This window comes from Streptomyces rapamycinicus NRRL 5491, from assembly GCF_024298965.1.
GTDB classification, from domain to species: Bacteria; Actinomycetota; Actinomycetes; order Streptomycetales; family Streptomycetaceae; genus Streptomyces; species Streptomyces rapamycinicus.
Window position 1 is genome coordinate 2,512,011 of the sequence record NZ_CP085193.1, and the last position, 19,563, is coordinate 2,531,573.

Below are 19,563 nucleotides of genomic sequence, written 5' to 3' on the forward strand. Positions count from 1 at the left end.
CGGCCGACCGGGCACTCAGCTCGCGTCGGCCAGCGCCAGAGTGTGCAGCCGCTCGGGCGGGCCCGGCCGTGCGTAGTACCAGCCCTGCGCGGTGTCGCAGCCCAGCCCCCGCAGATGCTCGGCCTGTACGGCCGTCTCCACGCCCTCGACCGTCACCGCGAGGTCCAGCGTGTGCGCGAGCGAGACGATCCCCTCGACGATCTTGACGTCGACCGGATCGGCCGGGGCCCGCTGCATGCCCCGGGTGAAGGAACGGTCCAGCTTGAGCTGGGAGACCGGGAGCCGGCGCAGATACGACAGGTTGGAGTAGCCGGTGCCGAAGTCGTCCAGGGCGATGTCCACGCCGAGGTCGGCGAGTTGCCGCAGCGGCCGGAGGGCGGTCTCGTCGGCGCCGATGAGGTCGTTCTCGGTGACCTCCAGGCACAGCGCGCTGGGGCACAGCCCCGCGTTCTCCAGGACCGCCACCGTGTCGGAGACCAGCGTGGGATGGCTCAGCTGGCACGGCGAGAGATTGACGTTGACGCGCAGCGACTCGTCGTCCTCGGCGGCGTCGCGCCACTCACGCGCCTGCCGGGCCGCCTGTTCCAGGACCCAGCGACCGAGCGGGACGATCAGCCCGGTGTCCTCGGCGAGCGGGATGAACTGATCGGGGCCGAGCACTCCGTGCAGCGGGTGCAGCCAGCGTACGAGCGCCTCGGCGCCGCGCACGGTGCCGTCGGTGAGCCGTACCAGCGGCTGGTACTCGATGAAGAACTCGCCCTTCTCCAGGGCGGAGGGCAGCCCGTTGGTGAGGCTGTGGCGGGCGATCACCCGGGCGTTGGAGTCGGCGTCGGCGATCTCGAAGCGGTTGCCGCCCGCGGCCTTGGCCCGGTACATGGTGATGTCGGCGCTGCGCAGCACCTCGGCCCGGCCGATCTCCCCGGCCCGGCCGTCGACCACGCCGATACTGGCCCGTACCCGCAGCTCACGGCCCTCGATCCGGACGGGTTCGGCGAGCGCGGCGAGCATCCGGCGGGCCAGCCCGGCGCCGTCGGCCTGTGCCGCGGGGCCGGTGACCAGGGCGAGGAACTCATCGCCGCCGACCCGGGCGAGCAGTTCGGCGGGAGCCTTCACACAGCGCTGGAGGCGTTCGGCCACGGTCTTGAGCATCCGGTCGCCGACGACGTGCCCGAGGCTGTCGTTGACGGCCTTGAAGCCGTCCAGGTCCAGGTAGCACACGCCGAACCGCTCGGCGTCGGCGTCGGCGGCCAGCACCTGGTCCAGCCGCTCCAGGAACAGGGTGCGGTTGGGCAGTCCGGTCAGCTCGTCGTGGGTGGCCTCGTAGCGCAGCCGCTCCCGGAGCAGCCGGTGCTCGGTGATGTCCTCGGCGAGGGCGAGCTGGTACTGCGGGGCGCCGCTGGAGTCGCGCAGCAGGGTGACCGTCAGATTGGTCCACAGCTCGCTGCCGTCGTCGCGGTAGTGCGGCTTCTCGATGCGGAAGTGGTCGCGCTCCCCGTTGACCAGTTCGCGGTAGAGCTCATGGGCGCCGGGGACGTCGTCGGGGTGGACGAACTCGGTGACGTTGCGGCCGGGGCGGAAGAAGTCCATCCCGCCGAACATCCTGGCCATGGCGTCGTTGACGACGAGCACCTCGCCGTCGAGTCCGGCGATGCCCACGCCGATGACCGCGCCCTCGAAGACGGCCTGGAACTTGGCCTCGCTGGCGTGCAGCGCCTTCTCCGCCTCGGTACGGGCGGCCATCGCGGCACGCGAGATGGCCTCCTGCTCATCGCGCTCACGCTCGCGCAACTCGCGGACGAATCCGGCGGCGAGGGCGTGCTGCAGCCGCACACAGCGGGCCCGCGCCTCCTCGTCGGCCAGGGACTCGTGGGAAGGCCCATCGGCCAGGGACTCGTGGGAAGGCTCGTCGGCCAGAGGCTCGTGAGAAGGCTCGTCGGACGGGCCTGGGAACGATTCACCGGACGGCGGGGAGAAGGTCACTCCGGGCGGCGAGCAGGACACCAGATGCGCGTCGATGACGCCCAGGATGGCGGGCAGCGCGTCGGGCTCGGTGCACTGGGCGTCCACCAGCGCGGCCCCGACCTCGTACGCGGCCTCGGTGTCGAAGGGGGAGGAGCGCAGGGCGGCGCTCAACCGGTGGGCCAGCGGCAGCAGATAGCCCTCGAACTCCTCGGCGGTCATCGTGGTGGCGGCCAGTGGGTGGACGGCCCGGCACCAGATGCCCGCGAATCGCCTCAGCGGATCGTTCTCCCTGGGGGCGGGGTGTCCGGCGGCGTCCCCGGCGCCGCGGTCACATCTCGGCCCGCCCGATTCGGAAGTCATATCGTGCGCTCCCCGGGGCAGTCGCCATGGGCTGTGTCCCTGTAGCCTGCCGCGTCCTCGCCTGTGGCGTCGATGTCCTCCGGCCGCCAGTCCACGTCCTGCACTTCCTTCGCCCTCTTCCGGCTTCCGGGGCCGCCCTCGGGTCGTCCGCGTCCTCGGGGAAGTGGAGCACGACGAAGAGCGGCACGGCAACCCGCTGCTGAGGCGAGATTACTGATCAACCGTTCGATGAGGAAAGGAAAAACGGAAAAGTTCAATCCGGATCCGATCATGGAGACGGGCGCCGCCGGGGGCTGTCAAGCACCTGTCAGGGGCATCTGCCAGCGGCCCGAACCCCGCGCTGACCTCGGCCCTCCACAGGGCGGGCCTTTGAAAGCGCCTCGGCGAAACCCGTTCGGGAGACCCGTTCTGGTGGTGCGCCAACCCCCGGCGTGAGCAGTCGAATTAGGAAATCCATCACGTCCGCCGCGCTTGAACGTCACACCGGGATCTCCGCGGCCGAGGCAGTGGAGACCCGGCCGTACACCCGCTCCCCGCGCCCCACGGATCGAAATCCGTGCAGCCTTTTCGCCCTCATGCGGTGAATTGCCATGAATAGGGGTACTCGGCCGCCGGATCTCCACAAGGAGGCGCCCCCAAGGAGGCCCCACAAGGAGGCACGACGACGCACGGGACGCATAAGGACGCACGGAGTGACCGCATGGCCCCACCAGGTGTCGCCCAGGATCTGCTGCTGCGACGCTGTCTGACCCTGTTCACCGGCTTCGACAGGATCGACGGCGAGGACGAGGCGGGGATACTGCGCCGGGCGATGGCCCAGGTCGGCGCGGTCGGCACCGGCCGCGCCGAGGCGGGCTACCTACGGCTCGGCGAGCGCCTGGTCCGCTGTCCGTACGACGGTCAGCGGGCCACCGAGGCCCTGGACACACAGGTGAGGGAGCTGGCCGGACGGGACGGGCCGGTGCGGTTCCCCCGGCGGGCCTGGGGCTGGGCCTTCGGACTGCGCGAACGGGACGGCCTGCGCGGGCCGCATGAGCGGGACGGCCTACCTGGGCCACATGAGCGGGATGGCCTAGCCGGGCCACATGAACCAGACCGGCCCCACAAGCCGCATGCGCCGGACGGGCTGTACGGCGCCCTGGTGGTGAGCTACCGCGACCGGCCCGGCGAGGACGAACGGCTGCTGCTCACGCTGCTCGTACGGCAGACGGCCGCGGCGCTGTCCACCGCCGCCGCGCACCGCCGCGCCCGCGACCAGGCCCTGGAGCTGCGCCGGGCGTGGGACGAGCGGGAGGCGATACGGCGGCGGCTGGACTCCTCGCTGACCGACCTCTGCCATCTGCGGGAGGTGCATGACGCCCTGGCCCGCTCGGCGGCCCGTGGCGACGGCGAGGACGGGATCGTCCGGACGCTGCACCGGATCACCGGGCTCGCGGCCGCGGCCGAGGACCGGTTCGGCAACCTCAGGGCCTGGGCGGGGCCGGGTCGCCCCGACCCCTACCCCAAGCCCGATCCGGAGCGGCGCGAGGAGCTGCTGCGGGAGGCCGCCCGCCGGCCGCGTCCGGTGCGGGTGCGGGACCGGCTGGTCGCGGTGGCCGATCCGCGCGGTGAGGTGCTGGGCGCGCTGTCCCTGGTGGATCCGGAGGGCAGGGCCGATGACCGGGCCGTTCGCGCGCTGGACCACGCCGCGACCTCGCTGGGCCTGGAGCTGGCCCATGTGCGCGAGCTGGCCGAGGTGGAGCTGCGGCTGCGGCGGGAGCTGGTGGACGATCTGCTCTCGGGCGCGGGCGACACCCGTGCGGCGGACGACGGCAGTGCGGCAGGCGACACCAGTGCGTACGCCCGCGCGGAGGCGGTCGGCCACGATCTGCACGGTCCGCACCATGTGATCGTGGTGCGCTGGACCGACCGCCCGGCCGACGATGTCTTCCTCAAGGCGGTGAGCCGGGCGGCCACCGGTCTCGGCCTGCGGATCCTGCCCGCCCTGCGCGCGGACACCGCGGTCCTGGTGGCCCAGGGCGCACCGGGCGGGCGGTCGCTGCATTCGGCGCTGAGCCGTGAGCTCGGCACCGGCGGCGGGGCGATCGGGGTGGGCGCGTCCTGCGGCTCCCCGCACGAGGTGCCCCGCTCGTACCGGGAGGCGCTGCGGGCGCTGGAGGTGCGCCGCCGTTCGCACCGCCCGTACGGCATGACGTGCTACGACGAGCTGGGTCTTTACCGGATCCTGCCCACCGGGGACGACCACCGGGAGGTCGAGCGGTTCGTCCGGGAGTGGCTGGGCCCGCTGCTGGACTACGACGCCCGGCACCACACGGACCTGGTGGAGACCCTCTGCGAGTACTTCGACCGCGGCGGCAACTACAGCGAGACGGCCGCGGCGCTGGTGATCCACCGATCGACGCTGCGGTACCGGCTCCAGCGCATCCGTGAGATCGGCGGATGCGATCTGGCGGAGGTGGACAGCAGGCTCAACCTCCAGGTCGCCACCCGAATTTGGAAGATCTTGCGGAGCGGCCCCGAGTGAGCGGGGCGTCGCCGGGCACTCGTGACCGACGCAACGGCACCACACCACGAGGCGGGATGGGCAATGAGCGACAAGGACAAGAGTGTGGCGCGCGCTCTGCTCGACCAGCAGGGCACGACCTTCGCCGCCGAGGCCGGGATCAAGCTGCGCGACACCCCCGGCCCGCTCTACCAGTTGCTGGTGCTCGCGCATCTGCTGTCCGCGCGGATCAGTTCCGACATCGCCGTCGCCGCCGCCCGCGCCCTGTTCGACGCCGGGATGCGCGATCCGCGGCGGATGGCGGAGGCCACCTGGCAGCAGCGGGTGGACGCGCTGGGCGAGGGCGGCTACCGGCGTTACGACGAGCGGACCTCCAGCCAGCTGGGCGAGGCGGCCGAGCTGGTGAACCGGGAGTACGGGGGCGATCTGCGGCGGATGCGCGAGGCCGGGGACGTGAAGAAGCTGCTGCAGGGGGTCAAGGGCATCGGGCCGGCCGGGGTGCACATCTTCCTGCGCGAGGTGCAGGGCGTCTGGCCCGAGTTCGCCCCGTACTTCGACAGCAAGGCGCTGGACGGCGCCGAGCGGGTCGGGCTGCCGAAGAGCGCGCGGTCGCTGGCGGGGCTGGTGGCCGAGAAGGACCTTCCCCGGCTGGCCGCCGCCCTGGTCCGGGTCGCGCTCCACGCGGACGCCGCGCGGGAGGTGCGCGCGGCGGCGTGACCGGACGCGACGGCCGGGGAAGGTCCGGGGCGATCAGCGGATGTCGTGTTTCCCGGTGACGAGCCGTGTCGCCAGGAAGGGTCCAGACAACATGTAGAGCCCTTGCAGAGGTGGTCCTGCAAACTGGCCGCGCGTTCCGGTCGGACAGCGTCGCACAGGCTTTCCGGCCTCCGAACGCGACCATAAGGCCACTAGGGGAGGTCCCAGCATGTCGTCCGCTCTTTTCGGGGTCCCTGACGAGTACGACGTCATTGTCATCGGCGGTGGGCCAGCCGGAGCGACCACCGCCGGGCTTCTCGCGAAACGCGGTCGTCGTGTCCTCATCCTGGATCGGGAGCGCTTCCCCCGCTATCACGTCGGGGAATCCCTCATTCCCGCATTCATGCGCCCCATGCAGGAAATGGGGATAACCGAGCGCATGGACGCGCGGGGATTCGAGAGGAAGTACGGAGGCACCCTGGTCTGGGGAAACAAGCAGGTGCCCTGGAATTTCTCGTTCATCGAAGGCGGTGCGCACGAATACGCCTTCCACACGCGGCGTGCCGACCTGGACGCGCTGATCCTGGACCGGGCCAGGGAGCTCGGAGCCTTCGTGATCGAGGACGCCACCGTCAAGGAGCCCGTCGAGGTGGACGGCCGGATCAGCGGGGTCCGCTTCTCGCTGCGCGGCCTGGACGGGCTGCACGAGGTGCGGGCCCGGCTGGTCGTCGACGCCTCGGGGCAGGCACGTGTGCTCGGGCGCCGGCTCACCGAGGTCGAATGGCACGACGAGCTGCGCAATGTCGCGGTGTGGACGTACTTCGACAACTGCGAGCGACTGCCCGGCGACGAGTACACCAACATCCTGATCGAGGGGCTGGACGGCGGCTGGTTCTGGGCCATACCCATCGACAAGGGCACGATCAGCGTCGGCTATGTGACGCGCTCGGCCACCGCCGGGGAAAACGGCCACTCGCTGGAGGACTTGTTCCACACCGAGCGGCAGCGCACTACGAAGCTCAAGAAGATGCTGGCCGGCGCCCGGCAGTCCGCGGGATTCCGCACGGCGCGCGACTGGTCGTACCACAGCAATCGCTTCTACGGCGACGGCTGGGTGCTGGTCGGGGATGCCGCGGCCTTCGTCGATCCGCTGTTCTCCACCGGAGTCGCGCTCGCCACTCTCGCCGGCAGCACCCTGGCCAAGATCGTCGACCGGATCGTCGAGCACCCGCGGATCGAGGAGAAGGCGCTGGACCGGTACGCCACCGCCTACTCCGGGTTCTTCGATGAGATCCGGACGTTCGTGGAGCGCTTCTACGACCAGTCGAAATACAAGGAGTTCTACTACAGCCTCGCCCAGGAAATGGTCGACCCCGAGCGCAAGAACGAGCCGTCCGCGGACTTCGTGACCCTGATCTCCGGGCTCAGTGGCCGGCACCCGCTGTTCCACATCAGCCTCGACGACCTGATCGCGGACGCGGCGGCACCCGCCTCCGGTACCCCGCACGCCTGATCCGCGGTCGGGAGGAGCGGCGAACCGGACGACCTGGACATGACTAGTCATCAGCTGCAGCTGCTGTTCGCGGACCTCGCTTTGATCCTGCTACTGGCCCGTGGCCTCGGCTGGCTTCTCGCCCGGGTGGGCCAGCCGCCGGTCGTCGGCGAGATACTGGCGGGAGTGCTGCTCGGCCCCACGCTGTTCGACGGCGCGGTCGCCAGCACCTTGTTCCCCACCGACGTCCGCATGCCGCTGACCGGCATGGCGGACGTGGGTGTCGCCCTCTTCATGTTCATGGTGGGACTGGAGATCGACACCGCGTCATTGCGCGGGCAGGGACGGGTGACGGCCGTGTCGGCCTTCGGGTCCACGGTTGTTCCGTTCCTGCTGGGCACCGGCCTGGCCGTGTGGCTGCTGCACGAGCACGATTCCGCACAGCCGACGGCGTTCGTGGTGTTCATCGGTCTTTCGGTGTCGGTGACGGCGTTTCCCGTCCTCGCCCGCATCCTGGCCGACCGGGGGCTGTCCGCCACCGCGCTGGGCGGGATCGCGCTGGCGGCGGCCGCCATCGTGGATGTGGTGGCCTGGGTGGCGCTGGCCGGTGTGCAAGCGGCTGCCGGGGGCGGCGGGCATCACTGGCGGGTGGCGTTGATCGTGCCGTATGTGGCGCTGATGCTGTTGGCGGTGCGGCCCCTGCTGGGCCGGGCACTGCTGCGGGGCGGCACGGCCGTCCGGGTGACCGCCCCCGCCACCGCGATCGTGCTGATCGGGACGCTGATGTCGGCGACGGCGACCGAGGCGATGGGGATGCACTTCATCTTCGGCGCCTTCCTGTTCGGCCTGCTGATACCGCGGCAGGACACGGCCGGGCTGCGCGCCGAACTGCTCGACCACACGGGGCGGATCACGACCCTGCTGCTGCCCGTCTACTTCGTGGTGGCCGGGCTGCAGGTCGACCTCAGCCGGCTGCGCGGGGCAGAGCTGCTGCAGCTGGGGGCGATCCTGCTGGTGGCCGTGGTGGGGAAGTTCGGCGGCACCTTCGTCGCCGCCCGCTCCCAGGGGCTGCCGACGCGGCCCGCGGCGGCTCTCGGTGCGCTGATGAACACCCGCGGCCTGACGGAGCTGGTGATCCTCGGCATCGGGCTGCGGCTGAAGCTGCTGGACGGCACCTTGTACTCGCTCATGGTCGTGATGGCCGTGGTCACCACCGCCATGACGGGTCCCGTGCTGTCCCGCGTCTACGCCGAACCCGTGGAGGTGGGACGGCCCGCGGCGAGCCGCGAGCCGGATCCCGCCCGTGCGTCCTCGGTCTAGGAGGTCTTCGAGTCGGCCGCGACGCACCGTTGCCACCCGTCGGCCCGAGCCCGAAGACACGCACTGACGGCCCCCCATGACGCGCAGATGGCGCAGGAAGTGAGCCGAGACGATGCGGTTGGTGGAGCGGGCGGCGGAGCTCGCTCAGCTCTTGGAACTGCTCGGGAAGTGCGCGCCGGGCCGCGGCGGAGCCGCCGTGATCAGCGGTGGCATCGGATGCGGCAAAACAGAGCTGATGTCGGCCATACGCGACGCGGCGAACCGGGAGGGCTTTCTGGTCCTGAGCGCGGTCGGCTCCTGGGCCGAGCGCGAGTCGCCGGGCAGTGTCCTGTTCCAACTACTGCGCGGCGCGGAGGGACCTCTCGGCGAACGCGAGGAACTCACCGCGCTGCTGGACCGCGTCACCCGCAGGCACGACGGGCCCGATGCCGCAGACGGCACGGGGACGACCGCGGGGTTCGGGCAGCAGACCCTGGACGCGGCCACCACGGGCGCCCTGCACCGATTGTGTCTGGCGGTCATCGGCGCGGCCGCGCGTGTGCCGGTCCTGCTGTGTGTCGACGACGTGCAGTTCACCGACTCCCTGTCGCTGTACTGGCTGCTGCAACTGCTGCGCCGTGCGCCTTCGGCGCCGATCGTCGTCGTGGTGGCGGAGTGCACTCTGTCCAAGCCCGCCCATCCTCAGCTGCACGCCGAGTTGCTGTCCCGGCCCGGGTACCGCCGGCTCTCCCCGTCCCGGCTGTCCCCGGCGGGCGTTGCCGAGATGATCGCCGATCAGCTGGGAGCGCCGGCGGACCGGACGCCGGCCGCTGCCTGCCATGCGGTCAGCGGCGGCAATCCGCTGCTGGTGCGGGCGTTGGTGGAGGACTGCCGACGGACGGGCGAGCCGGCCGAGGGGTCCCGGCCTCGGCTCATGGTCGGTGAGGCCTACGCCGAGGCCGTGCTGAGCTGCATCCACCGCGGTCGCCCCGTGCTGCTGCGGCTGGCCCAGGCCCTGGCCGTGCTCGACGCGGACCCCCAACCGTCGCTGCTGGCCCGGCTGCTGGAGGAGGGCGAGGCCACGATGAGCCGGGGCGTGCTCGCCCTGGAGGCCGCCGGGCTGCTGGACTCCGGGCGGCTGCACCCGGTCGCACGGACGGCGGTGCTGGAGAGTGTGGCGCCGCGGCGGCGGGCCGAGTTGCACGCGCGCGCCGCCGAATTGCTGTATCAGGACGGAGCGCCCGCGACGACCGTGGCCCGTCTGCTGATCGCCTCCGAGGGCCGGGGGCGGCCGTGGGCGTGCGGCGTGCTGCGCGAGGCGGCGGACCGGCATCTGACGGGCAACCGGATCTCGGACGCGCAGGTCTGCCTGGAGGCGGCGCTGCGGGTGTGCGACGACGACGGAGACCGGATGAGTCTCAAGGCCCTGTTCGCCAGTACGGCTTGGATGCTCAACCCCTCCATCAGCGCACGCCATCTGGGCGAACTGGCCACCGCGCTCCACGACGGGCGGCTGCCGGACCGGCACGCGCTCACCCTGGCCAAGTTCCTGCTGTGGCACGGCCGTTTCGACGAAGCGCTGGAGGCCGTGGACCGCATCGGGGAGGGGCGACCGGAGTCCGACCCGGCGGCCGCGGCGGAGATCCGGGCGACGCGCGAGCTGCTGTCGGCGACCTATCCGGCCTCGGTGCGCCGACCGTCCGGCCGCACCGACGCACCGTGGCCGCGGGCCCGTGCGGGGGAGGATCCGCGGGTGCTGGGGGCGGCGGCGCTGTCCTACGTCCTCACTCACGGACCGGACGACGAGGCGGTCGCCGACGCGGAAGCCGCGATGCGGGCGATGCGGCTGAGCAAGGGCACTCAGGAGTGGATCGTCTGCGCCACCTCGGTGCTGGAGTTCGCCGATCGGCTGGAGGCGGCGGCCACCTGGTGCGACCACTGGCTGGAGCAGGCCCGTACCCGCCGGGTGCCGTTGTGGGAGGCGGAGTTCGCGTCGCTGCGGGCGCGGGTGGCGCTGCGCCAGGGGGCTCCGGTGGAGGCGCGCCGGCTGGCGCAGGCCGCGCTGGCGCAGGTGCCGGCGGAGAGCTGGGGGGTGTGCATCGGAGGGCCGCTGGCCAATCTGGTGCAGGCGGCCACGCGGACCGGGGACTACGATGCCGCGTCGGAGTACCTGGAGGTGCCGGTGCCCGCGGGGCTGTTCCGGAGCCGGTTCGGCCTGTACTTCCTGCACGCGCGGGGCCGCTACCACCTGGAGACCGGGCGCCCGTACGCTGCCCTGGACGACTTCACCGCCTGCGGAGACCTGATGCGGGCGTGGGGTTTCGATCAGCCGACCCTGGTGCCCTGGCGCTCTGAGTCGGCCCGTGCACACCTGGCCGTGGGCGACCCGCAGCGGGCCTGCGAACTGGCCCGGCAGGAGCTCGCCCTGGTGGGCGAACGGCCGTCGCGGGCGCGCGGGATCGCATTGCGCACGGTGGCCGTCTGCGGACCGGTCGACGCGCGGGTGGAGCTGCTGACCGAGGCCGTCACGCTGCTGCGCGGCTGCGGTGACCGGCTGGAACTGGCCGGTGCCCAGGCGGAACTGGCACACGCCCTGGTGTCGGCCGAGCACCCGGCGCGGGCCCGGCAGGAACTGCGCACCGCCGTCCGACTGGCCAAGGCCGCCGGAGCCCTGCCCCTGGTGCGGGCGCTGGCGGCACAGGGCGAAGCAGCGCCGTGGAGCGGCCCCTGGACAGCACACCTCACCGGGCTGGACGTGCTCAGCGGGGCCGAGCGCCGCGTCGCGGTGCTGGCCGCCAAGGGGCACACCAACCGGGAGATCGCCCGACGGCTGGCGGTGACCCCGAGCACTGTCGAGCAGCATCTGACCCGCGTGTTCCGGAAGCTCGGGGTGCGCACCCGGCAGGAGCTGCCGGCCCACGGCATACCGGTGGACGGGTGACGTGCCCGGCCCCGGGGACCGTGTCCCTCTCGATCGTCCCTTCTCCCACAGCCACATCCCACAGCCACAGCAGAAAGGCGAGGCCATGCAGAACAGTCGCGGCGCGCAGGGACGCGCGGACACTTACGACGTGGCGATACTCGGCAGCGGCATGGCCGGCGGAATGCTGGGCGCGGTGCTGGCCCGCAACGGTGTCCGGGTGCTGCTGCTGGACGCCGGCACCCATCCGCGGTTCGCCGTGGGCGAGTCGACCATTCCGTACACCTCGGGCATGACCCGGATCATCGCCGACCGCTACCGGGTGCCCGAGCTCAAGCCGCTGTCCAGTCACAAGGGGATCAGCCGACAGGTGTCGCGCTACTGCGGCCAGAAGCAGAACTTCGGCTTCGTGTACCACCGCGCGGGCACCCCGCAGAACCCGCGGGAGATCAACCAGTTGGTGGTCCCCTCTGCCATCCGCACCGAGACCCACCTGTTCCGGCAGGACGTGGACTCGTACCTGTTCCACACCGCGGTCAAGTACGGCGCTGAGCCGCTGCTGAACACCCGGATCACGGACGTGGACATCGACCCGGCATCGGGCGCGGTGCTGCGCACCGAGCACGGCCGGGAGTTCCGGGCGAGCTACATCGTGGACGGAAGCGGGTTCCGCTCGCCGCTGGCGGAGAAGTTCGCGCTGCGGGAGACGACGACCCGGGCCCGCACCCACTCCCGATCCCTGTTCACCCATATGATCGGGGTGCGTCCCTTCGACCAGGCGCCGGCCGCGCGGGAACACGATCAGCCCAACCCCTGGCACCACGGCACCTTGCACCACGTCTTCGACGGTGGCTGGCTGTGGGTGATCCCGTTCGACAACCACGCGGACTCCCTCAACCCGCTGTGCAGCGTGGGGCTGACGCTGGATCCCCGGGTCCTCCCCAAGGAGGACACACCTCCGCAGGCCGAGTTCGACGCGTTCCTGCGCCGGTTCCCGCAGATCGCCTGGCAGTTCCAGGACGCCCGGCCGGTGCGCCCCTGGGTGTCCACCGGGCGGCTGCAGTACTCGGCCAAGCAGGTGGTCGGCGACCGCTTCTGCCTCACCTCGCACGCGGCCGGGTTCATCGACGCGCTGTACTCGCGCGGGCTGACCAACACCCTGGAACTCGTCAACGCCCTGGGCTGGCGACTGATCGCCGCCGCCCGCGACGGCGACTGGTCGACCGAGCGCTTCAGCTATCTGGAGACGCTCCAGCAGGGCCTCTTCGACTTCCACGACGACCTGGTGTTCAGCTCGTTCGTGGGCTTCGGCGACTACGAGCTGTGGAACGCGGTGAACCGCACCTGGATGCTCGGCACGATGCTGGGCAACGTCATGCTGGAGGACGCCTACCACCGCTTCACGCGCAGCGGGGACACCGAGGTCTTCCGGGAGCTGGAGGACTCCGCACACCCCGGCTCCCCGCTTCCGGTGAGCCAGGGGTTCAACGCGATGAGCGCCCTCACGCGTGACCTGTGCATTCAGGTGGACGAGGGCTCGCTCGCCCCGCGAGAGGCGGCCCGACGCATTCTGGAGTGCGTCCGGGAAGCGGATTTCGTCGCCCCGTCCTTCCGTCTCGGGCTGCGCGACACCCGCTGCTTCAACATGTCGCCGGGGAAGATGGCGAAGAACGCGGTGTGGTGCCGCAGGGATGCCCCCGAGGAAATCGGACAGCGGATGATAAACGCAAGCAAGGGGCTGGTCCGGATGCGCCTTCTGGGCGGATAGAAACTCTCCGGATCGGGGGCGCCGATACCACCCCCTATTCCTGCGCTAGGGGCTTCGTCGCGGAATCCGAGAAAAAAGGGGGCTGTGTCAGGTGGTCACGTTCGCATAGATTTCCGATAGTGCGGCTGGAAGTTCCGGACTGCAGGAAGTGACTCGGATAATGACTGCGAATTTCGAGCGGGATCCCGCTGATCCCATTGCCGTCGTCGGAATTGCTGGACGATTTCCCGGAGCGCCGGACACGGAGAGTCTGTGGCGGCTGCTGATGTCCGGCGGCGATGCGATCGGCCCCGTTCCGGCAGACCGCTGGGACGCCACCGAACAGCTCGATCCCGAGCGGCGGATCCAGGGGGTCGGCGGATTCCTGGACGGAGTGGACCGGTTCGACGCCGGGTTCTTCGGCATCTCGCCTCGTGAGGCGGCCGCCATCGACCCGCAGCAGCGCCTGCTGCTGGAGGTGGGCTGGCGCGCCCTGGAGGACGCCGGGCAGCGTGCCTCCGACCTGGTCGGCTCCCGCACCGGCGTGTACGTCGGGGCCTCCTGGCACGACTACGAACTACTGCGCGAGGAGCGGGGGGCCCGTCCCACCCCGCACAGCCTGGTGGGCAACGCCCTCGACGTCATCGCCGCCCGCTTCTCCTACGTCTTCGGTCTGCGCGGGCCCAGCATGACCGTGGAGACCGGCTGCTCGTCCTCGCTCGTCGCCCTGCACCTGGCTGCCCAGGCCCTGCGGCAGGGCGAAATCGACGCCGCCGTGGTCGGGGCGACCAACCTCATGCTCGACCCGCATGTGACGGTGGGACTGACCCACTTCGGCGCCCTGTCACCAGACGGCCGCTGCAAGACCTTCTCGGCGTCGGCCAACGGCTTCGTACGCGGCGAGACGGTCGCCGCGCTGTATGTGAAGACGCTGCGCCGGGCACTGGCGGACGGCGACCGTATCCACGGCGTCGTGGTCCGCACGGCCGTCAACAACGACGGGGGCGGCGAGAGCCTGGTGACACCGAGCTCTGAGGGGCAGGAGGATCTGCTGCGCCAGGCGTACGGCGACGGACGCCTGCCGCCGAACGCGCCGACGTACGTCGAGGCGCACGGCACCGGCACCGGGCGCGGCGACCCGATCGAGGTCACCGCGCTCGGCAGGGTCCTGGGCCAAGGCCGGGGGGACCAGCCGCTGATGGTGGGGTCGGTCAAGACCAACCTCGGCCACTTGGAGGCCGGCGCGGGCATGGCCGGCCTGATCAAGCTGCTCCTCGCGCTGCGCCACCGCGCCCTGCCGCCAAGCCTGCACGCCGAAGAACTCAACCCGGCCATCCCGTTCGACGAGCTGGGGGTGCGGGTGGTGCGCGAAGCGGTGACGCTTCCCGCGTCCGGTCCCGTGTATCTCGGTGTCAACTCCTTCGGCTGGGGCGGCACCAACGCCCACGTCGTGGTGGCGAGCCCGCCGGAGGAGCCACCCGCCAAGACGGTGGTCCCGCCCCGGGTGCGTACGGACCGGGTCCGACCCCAGGCAGCCGGAGAGGGCGTGCCGGAGGTCGCGGCGGCGACCGGCGCGGTGACGGGTGAGGAGCTGCCCGTGTTCGTCCCGTTGTCGGCCCGGGACCGGACGGCCCTGGCCGAGCGGGCACGGGAGCTGACGACCTGTGTCCCGGAGACCTCCGACGGGATCGGCGCCCTGGCCGGCACCCTCGCCTGGCGCCGCGACCACTTCCCGCTCCGCGCCGCGCTGACGGCCGCTGGGGCCGACCGGCTGCGCACGGCCCTGTCCGCCGTCGCCACCGCGGCCGACCGCGAGGAACTCTCCGAGAAGGCGGCCGAGTTGCCCGACGCGGTCGTGGGGCGGGCCCGCCCGCACGGCCGCACCGCCTTCGTCTTCCCCGGGCAGGGTTCGCAGTGGAAGGGCATGGGCCGCGAGCTGTTCCGGGACGTCCCGCTGTTCGCGGAGGTGATCCGCCGCTGCGCCAAGGCTCTGGAGCCGTACATCGACTGGGACCTCACCGCCGTCTTCGAGGAAGGTACCGACGACACCTGGACGACCCGCATCGACATGCTCCAGCCCACGCTGTGGGCCATGTCCCTGGGCCTCGCCGAGCTGTGGCGGGCCGCCGGGGTGGAGCCCGACGTCGTCCTCGGCCACAGCCAGGGCGAGATCACCGCGGCCACCCTCGCCGGCATCCTGTCGTACGAGGACGCCGCACTCGTGATGGCCCGCCGCAGCGCGATCGCCCGCCGCACCTCGGGGCGGGGCCGGATGCTCGCGGTCGACCTGGACCGGGACGCCGCGTTGGAGGCGCTGGAGGGCTTCGAGGACACCGTGGCCCTCGCCGTGCACAACGGGCCCAGGGCATGTGTGCTGTCCGGTGCCGAGGACTCGGTGCTGATGCTCAAGGAGCTGTTGGAGGCGGAGGGCACGTACTGCGGGCTGGTGAACGTCGACTACGCCTCGCACAGCCCGCAGATGGACGAACTGCGCACGGACCTGCTTCAGGCCCTCGCTTCGGTCCGGCCACGGCCCGGGGCCATCGGCCTGCTGTCGACGGTGCGGGGCCGCATGCTGAACGGCCCGGAGATGGACGCCGCGTACTGGGTGGAGAACCTGCGCCGGCCGGTGCTGTTCGCCGATGCGATGAGCGCCCTCTTCGACGACGGTGTCACCCACGTCGTGGAGATCAGCCCACACCCAGTGCTGGCCCCGGCCGTCGAACAACTCGCCGCACCGCGGCCCGAACCCCCGGCCGTGCTGACCACGATCCGCCGCCACCAAGGCGATCAGGCGGCCCTCGCACTGGCCCTCGCCCGCGGTTACGTCGCCGGGCTCGAACCGTTCGGCGGCCTGTCCCGGCACGCGTGCGTACCGGTGCCCGGCTACCCGCTGCGGCCGGAGAGCCACTGGGTCCCGCGCCGCCCCCGTCGGTCCGGTGCGGCCCGTGGTTTCGCGGCGCCGCTGTCCCCGGCGCCGGGGACAGCGGGCACCTGGCACGCGTCGCTGGAGCTGTCCCTGACGGACCAGCCCTGGCTGGGCGACCACCGGGTGTACGACACGGCCGTGCTGCCGGGCGCTGCGATGCTGGCCCTCGCCGTCAACGCGGTTCGGACACACGGTCGTTCGGCACCGTTGCGGCTGACGGATGTCGCGTTCCGCAAGGAGGTGGCGCTGTCCGAGCAACCCGCCCGGCTCTCCGTCGAATGGCGCGAGGACATCGCCGACGGAGGGCGTTTCCGGCTGCTGGCGCTGCCCGAGGGCGACAGCACCTGGCAGGTCGCCGCCGAGGCGCGGGCGTACCGGTGGGCCGATGAGTCGGCCGCTCCCGAGTTTCCGGAGTGGGCGTCGGTGGCGGAGCCCGCGGATCCCGAGGAGTTCTACCACCGGTGGAGTGCGCGCGGGCTGGGCTATGGTCCGGCCTTCCGGGGCGTACGACGGCTGTTCCCCGGGCCCGAGGGGCAGGTCCTGGGCGAGGTCGTCCTGGCGGATGCCCTGCGGGAGACCAGCCGGCCGCGCGAACCGCACCCGGCCCTGTGGGACGGCGCGCTGCAGGTGGCGCTCGCCCTGTGCGGGGACGTGGGCGGGCAGGCCGCGCTGGTGCCCACGTCGGTGCGCCGGGTGCGGCTGCTGGGCGAGGCGGAGGAGCCGGTGACGACCGTGTGGTCACACGCCGTGCGCCATGCGGACGCAAGCGTGGACGTGCGCCTCTTCGACGCCGCGCAGGCGCCCCTGATGGTGCTGGAGGGGCTCCGGCTGGAGCCGCTGCCGGCCGCCGACGGCGTGGAAGAGGACTCCGGACGGCTGCACCACCTCGCTTGGCTGGACCTGGCCGAGGACACCGACGATTCGTCCGGCTCCCTGACGCGTGCCGCCTCCGCCGCGGTGGCGATGCGCTGGATCGTGTGCGGCGACGGCGCGGACGAGCGGGCACTGGCCGCGGCTCTGTCGGCGGCGGGGGCCGAGGCCGCCGTGTCCACCGGCGCCGGCGAAGATCCACTGGGGGATGTGCGGCCCGCCGAGGGTGTCGTCTTCCTCGCCCCGCGAGCCGCGGCCGGACCGGAGGCGCAGGAACACGGCCTCGGCCGGCTCGCCGACGTCGTGCGGAGCTGCGCCGAACGGGGCGAACCGCCCCGGCTGGCGGTGGTGACCGCGGGCGCCCAGGCGGTGTCCGCCGGGGACATACCCGATCCCGGCGCCGCCCTTTACTGGGGCTGGTCCCGGGTCCTGCGACGCGAACACGGCGAGCTTGCGCCCCGCGTGGTCGACGTGGCCGCCGACGCGACCGACTGGGCCGAACGCTGCGCCGCGGAGCTGCTCACCGACGACGGCGAGGACCAAGTGGTCCTGCGCCACGGGCGGCGGTTCGGGGCGCGGCTGGCCCGCGGTGCCGTACCGGAGGAGCGGCTCGCCGCCCTGCCCGCACAGCGCACCTGCCCGCAGCCGTTCCGGTACGGCGGCTCAGGGCCCGGCGGCGGCGCCCGGTACGTACCGTTGACGCGGCGCGCTCCGGGCCCCGGTGAGGTGGAGGTCGAGGTGTCCGCCGCCGCGGTCGAGCCCCCCGAGGCGGCGGCCGCTTCATCGGGGCGTACGGACGGCGCGGGACCCGTCGGGCACGCGTGCGCGGGCCGGGTCGTGGCCGTCGGCCCGGACGTCTCGAACCCCGCACCGGGAGACCGGGTAGTGGCCCTGGCCACCGGAACGGTCGCGACCCACGTGACCGTGCGGGCCGACCACACCCGGCCGGTGCCCGCCGGGTGGGCGGATCCGGACGCCGCGGCCCTCCCGCTGGCCCTGGCCACCGCCTGGTGCGCCCTGTCCGGCCTCGCCCGCCTCGACGCGTCGGAGACGGTGCTGATCCACTGCGGGGGCGGGACGACGGGGCCGGCGGCGGCGCAGGTCGCCCGGGCGCTGAGCGCCCGGGTCCTCGCCACCGCGCGGAATGCCGCCGAGCGCACGGCCCTGTGCGAGCTGGGTGTGGAGGAGGTGTACGACGCACGGGACCTGTCCTGGATCGATGCCGTGCGAGCGGCCACCGGTGGCCGCGGCGCGGACGTCATCCTCACACCACCGACCGGGTCCGATCTGGAACACGGACTCGCGGCGCTGGCCGAGGACGGCCGACTGCTCGCGGTCGGGCGCCCGACGGCCGACGGCCGGGACAGGGCAGACGGCTGCGGCTTCGCCCCGGCCGCCCTCGCCCGGGGCGCCTGCGTGTCGGGGGTGGACGCGGCAGGGCTGCTGCGCCGTGCGCCCGAACGGCTGGCGCGGGCCCTGGAGTCGGCTTGGGACCTGCTGGCCGGGGGCAGGCTGCGGCCCGTCGCCGTCCGCACGTCCTCCTTCGACAGGGCCGAGGAGGCGCTGCGGGAGCTCGCCGCGGGCCGCGATCCGCGGGCGTGCGTCCTGACGGGCCCGGAAAGCGTCGAGCGCGTGGAGCCGCTGGTGCTGCCCGACGGCGGGTTCCGCTCCGACGGCACCTACCTGATCAGCGGGGGCTTGGGGGCGCTCGGGCTGTCACTGGCGGAGTTCCTCGCCGAGCACGGGGCCGGCGCGCTCGTGCTGCTGGGCCGCTCGGCGCCGCACCCCGCGACCGCGGCCCGGCTGGCAACGCTGCGTGCCGCGGGCACGGTGATCGAGACGGTGCGCTGTGACGTGACCGACCTGACCGCGCTGAGGGCCGCGCTGGACCCGGTCCACTCCCACCTGCCGCCGGTACGTGGGGTGTTCCATGCAGCCGGTGTGTTGAACGACGCCACGGTCCGCACCGTGACGCCGGAGCAGATCGCGGACGTCGTACGGCCCAAGGCGGCCGGTGCCCGGAACCTGGAGACCGTCACCGCCGCTGATCCGTTGGACTGCTTCGTGCTGTTCTCCTCGGCCGCGGCTCTGTTCGGCAACGCCGGGCAGGCAGCGTACGCGGCGGCCAACGCCGGCCTCGACGCCTTCGCCGAGTCCCGGCGGCTGCGCGGACTCCCCGCCCTGAGTGTGCAATGGGGCCCGTTCACGGACATCGGCCTCGCCGCCGACGACGCCCGGCGCGGTGAGCGGCTGGCGGAGCGCGGCATGGGCGGCTTTCCCGCCGTGGAGGCCTGGCCCGCGCTGCTGCGGATGCTCCGGCGGGGCGACGTGGTAGCCGGCTATGTGCCGCTCGACCTCCGGCAGTGGTTCGACGCCTATCCCGAGACGGCCGCGTGCGGCAGCTGGCAGTGGTTGCGGGAAGCGGCTCACGAGGGCGGCGCCCATGAGGCGCACGCCGTGGAGTTCCGTGGCCTGCTGACGCGCACGGCGGCCGCGGAGCGGCCCCCGCTGGTCGAGGGCAGGATCCGCGAACTGGCGGGCCGTGTGCTGCGCATGGCGCCGGACGGCATCGGGCACGAGACGCCGTTCAAGGCCCTCGGCCTGGACTCCCTGATGAGTCTCGAACTGCGCAATCGCCTGGAGACGGCCTTCGGTCTCCGGCTCTCCCCGACCCTCCTGTGGGCCCACAGCACCCCCAGGGCGCTGGCCGCGGCCCTGACCGAGCAACTGACCACCACAGCCGGGGACGGCTGAATCGGGCCGCTCAGGCCCTGGTAAGGCTCCG

8 protein-coding genes are annotated in these 19,563 nt (G+C 72.4%); 7 read left to right on the forward strand and 1 reads right to left on the reverse strand.

What is annotated here, in order from left to right:
* Positions 1–15: 15 nt before the first annotated feature.
* On the reverse strand, positions 16–2,322 hold the full coding sequence (locus LIV37_RS09905; RefSeq protein ID WP_020866975.1) for a putative bifunctional diguanylate cyclase/phosphodiesterase: 2,307 nt from the start codon (positions 2,320–2,322) through the stop codon (positions 16–18).
* A 700-nt stretch (positions 2,323–3,022) separates the two neighbouring features.
* Between LIV37_RS09905 and LIV37_RS09910 the strand changes: the two genes are divergently transcribed.
* The 7 genes from LIV37_RS09910 (at position 3,023) to LIV37_RS09940 (ending at position 19,532) form a co-directional block, all read left to right on the forward strand.
* Positions 3,023–4,846 (forward strand): PucR family transcriptional regulator, encoded by a 1,824-nt coding sequence (locus LIV37_RS09910; RefSeq protein ID WP_020866977.1) that lies wholly within the window; start codon positions 3,023–3,025, stop codon positions 4,844–4,846.
* A 63-nt stretch (positions 4,847–4,909) separates the two neighbouring features.
* A complete protein-coding gene (locus LIV37_RS09915) occupies positions 4,910–5,542 on the forward strand; it encodes an HhH-GDP family DNA glycosylase (RefSeq protein WP_020866978.1) in 633 nt (210 codons plus the stop codon).
* A 208-nt stretch (positions 5,543–5,750) separates the two neighbouring features.
* Complete coding sequence (locus LIV37_RS09920) at positions 5,751–7,034, forward strand: NAD(P)/FAD-dependent oxidoreductase (RefSeq protein WP_121825639.1); 1,284 nt, start codon at positions 5,751–5,753, stop codon at positions 7,032–7,034.
* Positions 7,035–7,073: 39 nt separating this feature from the next.
* Complete coding sequence (locus LIV37_RS09925; RefSeq protein WP_020866980.1) at positions 7,074–8,333, forward strand: cation:proton antiporter domain-containing protein; 1,260 nt, start codon at positions 7,074–7,076, stop codon at positions 8,331–8,333.
* 112 nt (positions 8,334–8,445) lie between these two features.
* Positions 8,446–11,253 (forward strand): AAA family ATPase, encoded by a 2,808-nt coding sequence (locus LIV37_RS09930; RefSeq protein WP_020866981.1) that lies wholly within the window; start codon positions 8,446–8,448, stop codon positions 11,251–11,253.
* Positions 11,254–11,338: 85 nt separating this feature from the next.
* Positions 11,339–13,000 (forward strand): NAD(P)/FAD-dependent oxidoreductase, encoded by a 1,662-nt coding sequence (locus LIV37_RS09935; protein ID WP_020866982.1) that lies wholly within the window; start codon positions 11,339–11,341, stop codon positions 12,998–13,000.
* 160 nt (positions 13,001–13,160) lie between these two features.
* Positions 13,161–19,532 carry a type I polyketide synthase gene (locus LIV37_RS09940; protein ID WP_121825638.1) on the forward strand — a complete coding sequence of 2,124 codons (6,372 nt, stop codon included), beginning with the start codon at positions 13,161–13,163 and terminating at the stop codon, positions 19,530–19,532.
* The last annotated feature ends 31 nt before the right edge of the window (positions 19,533–19,563 follow it).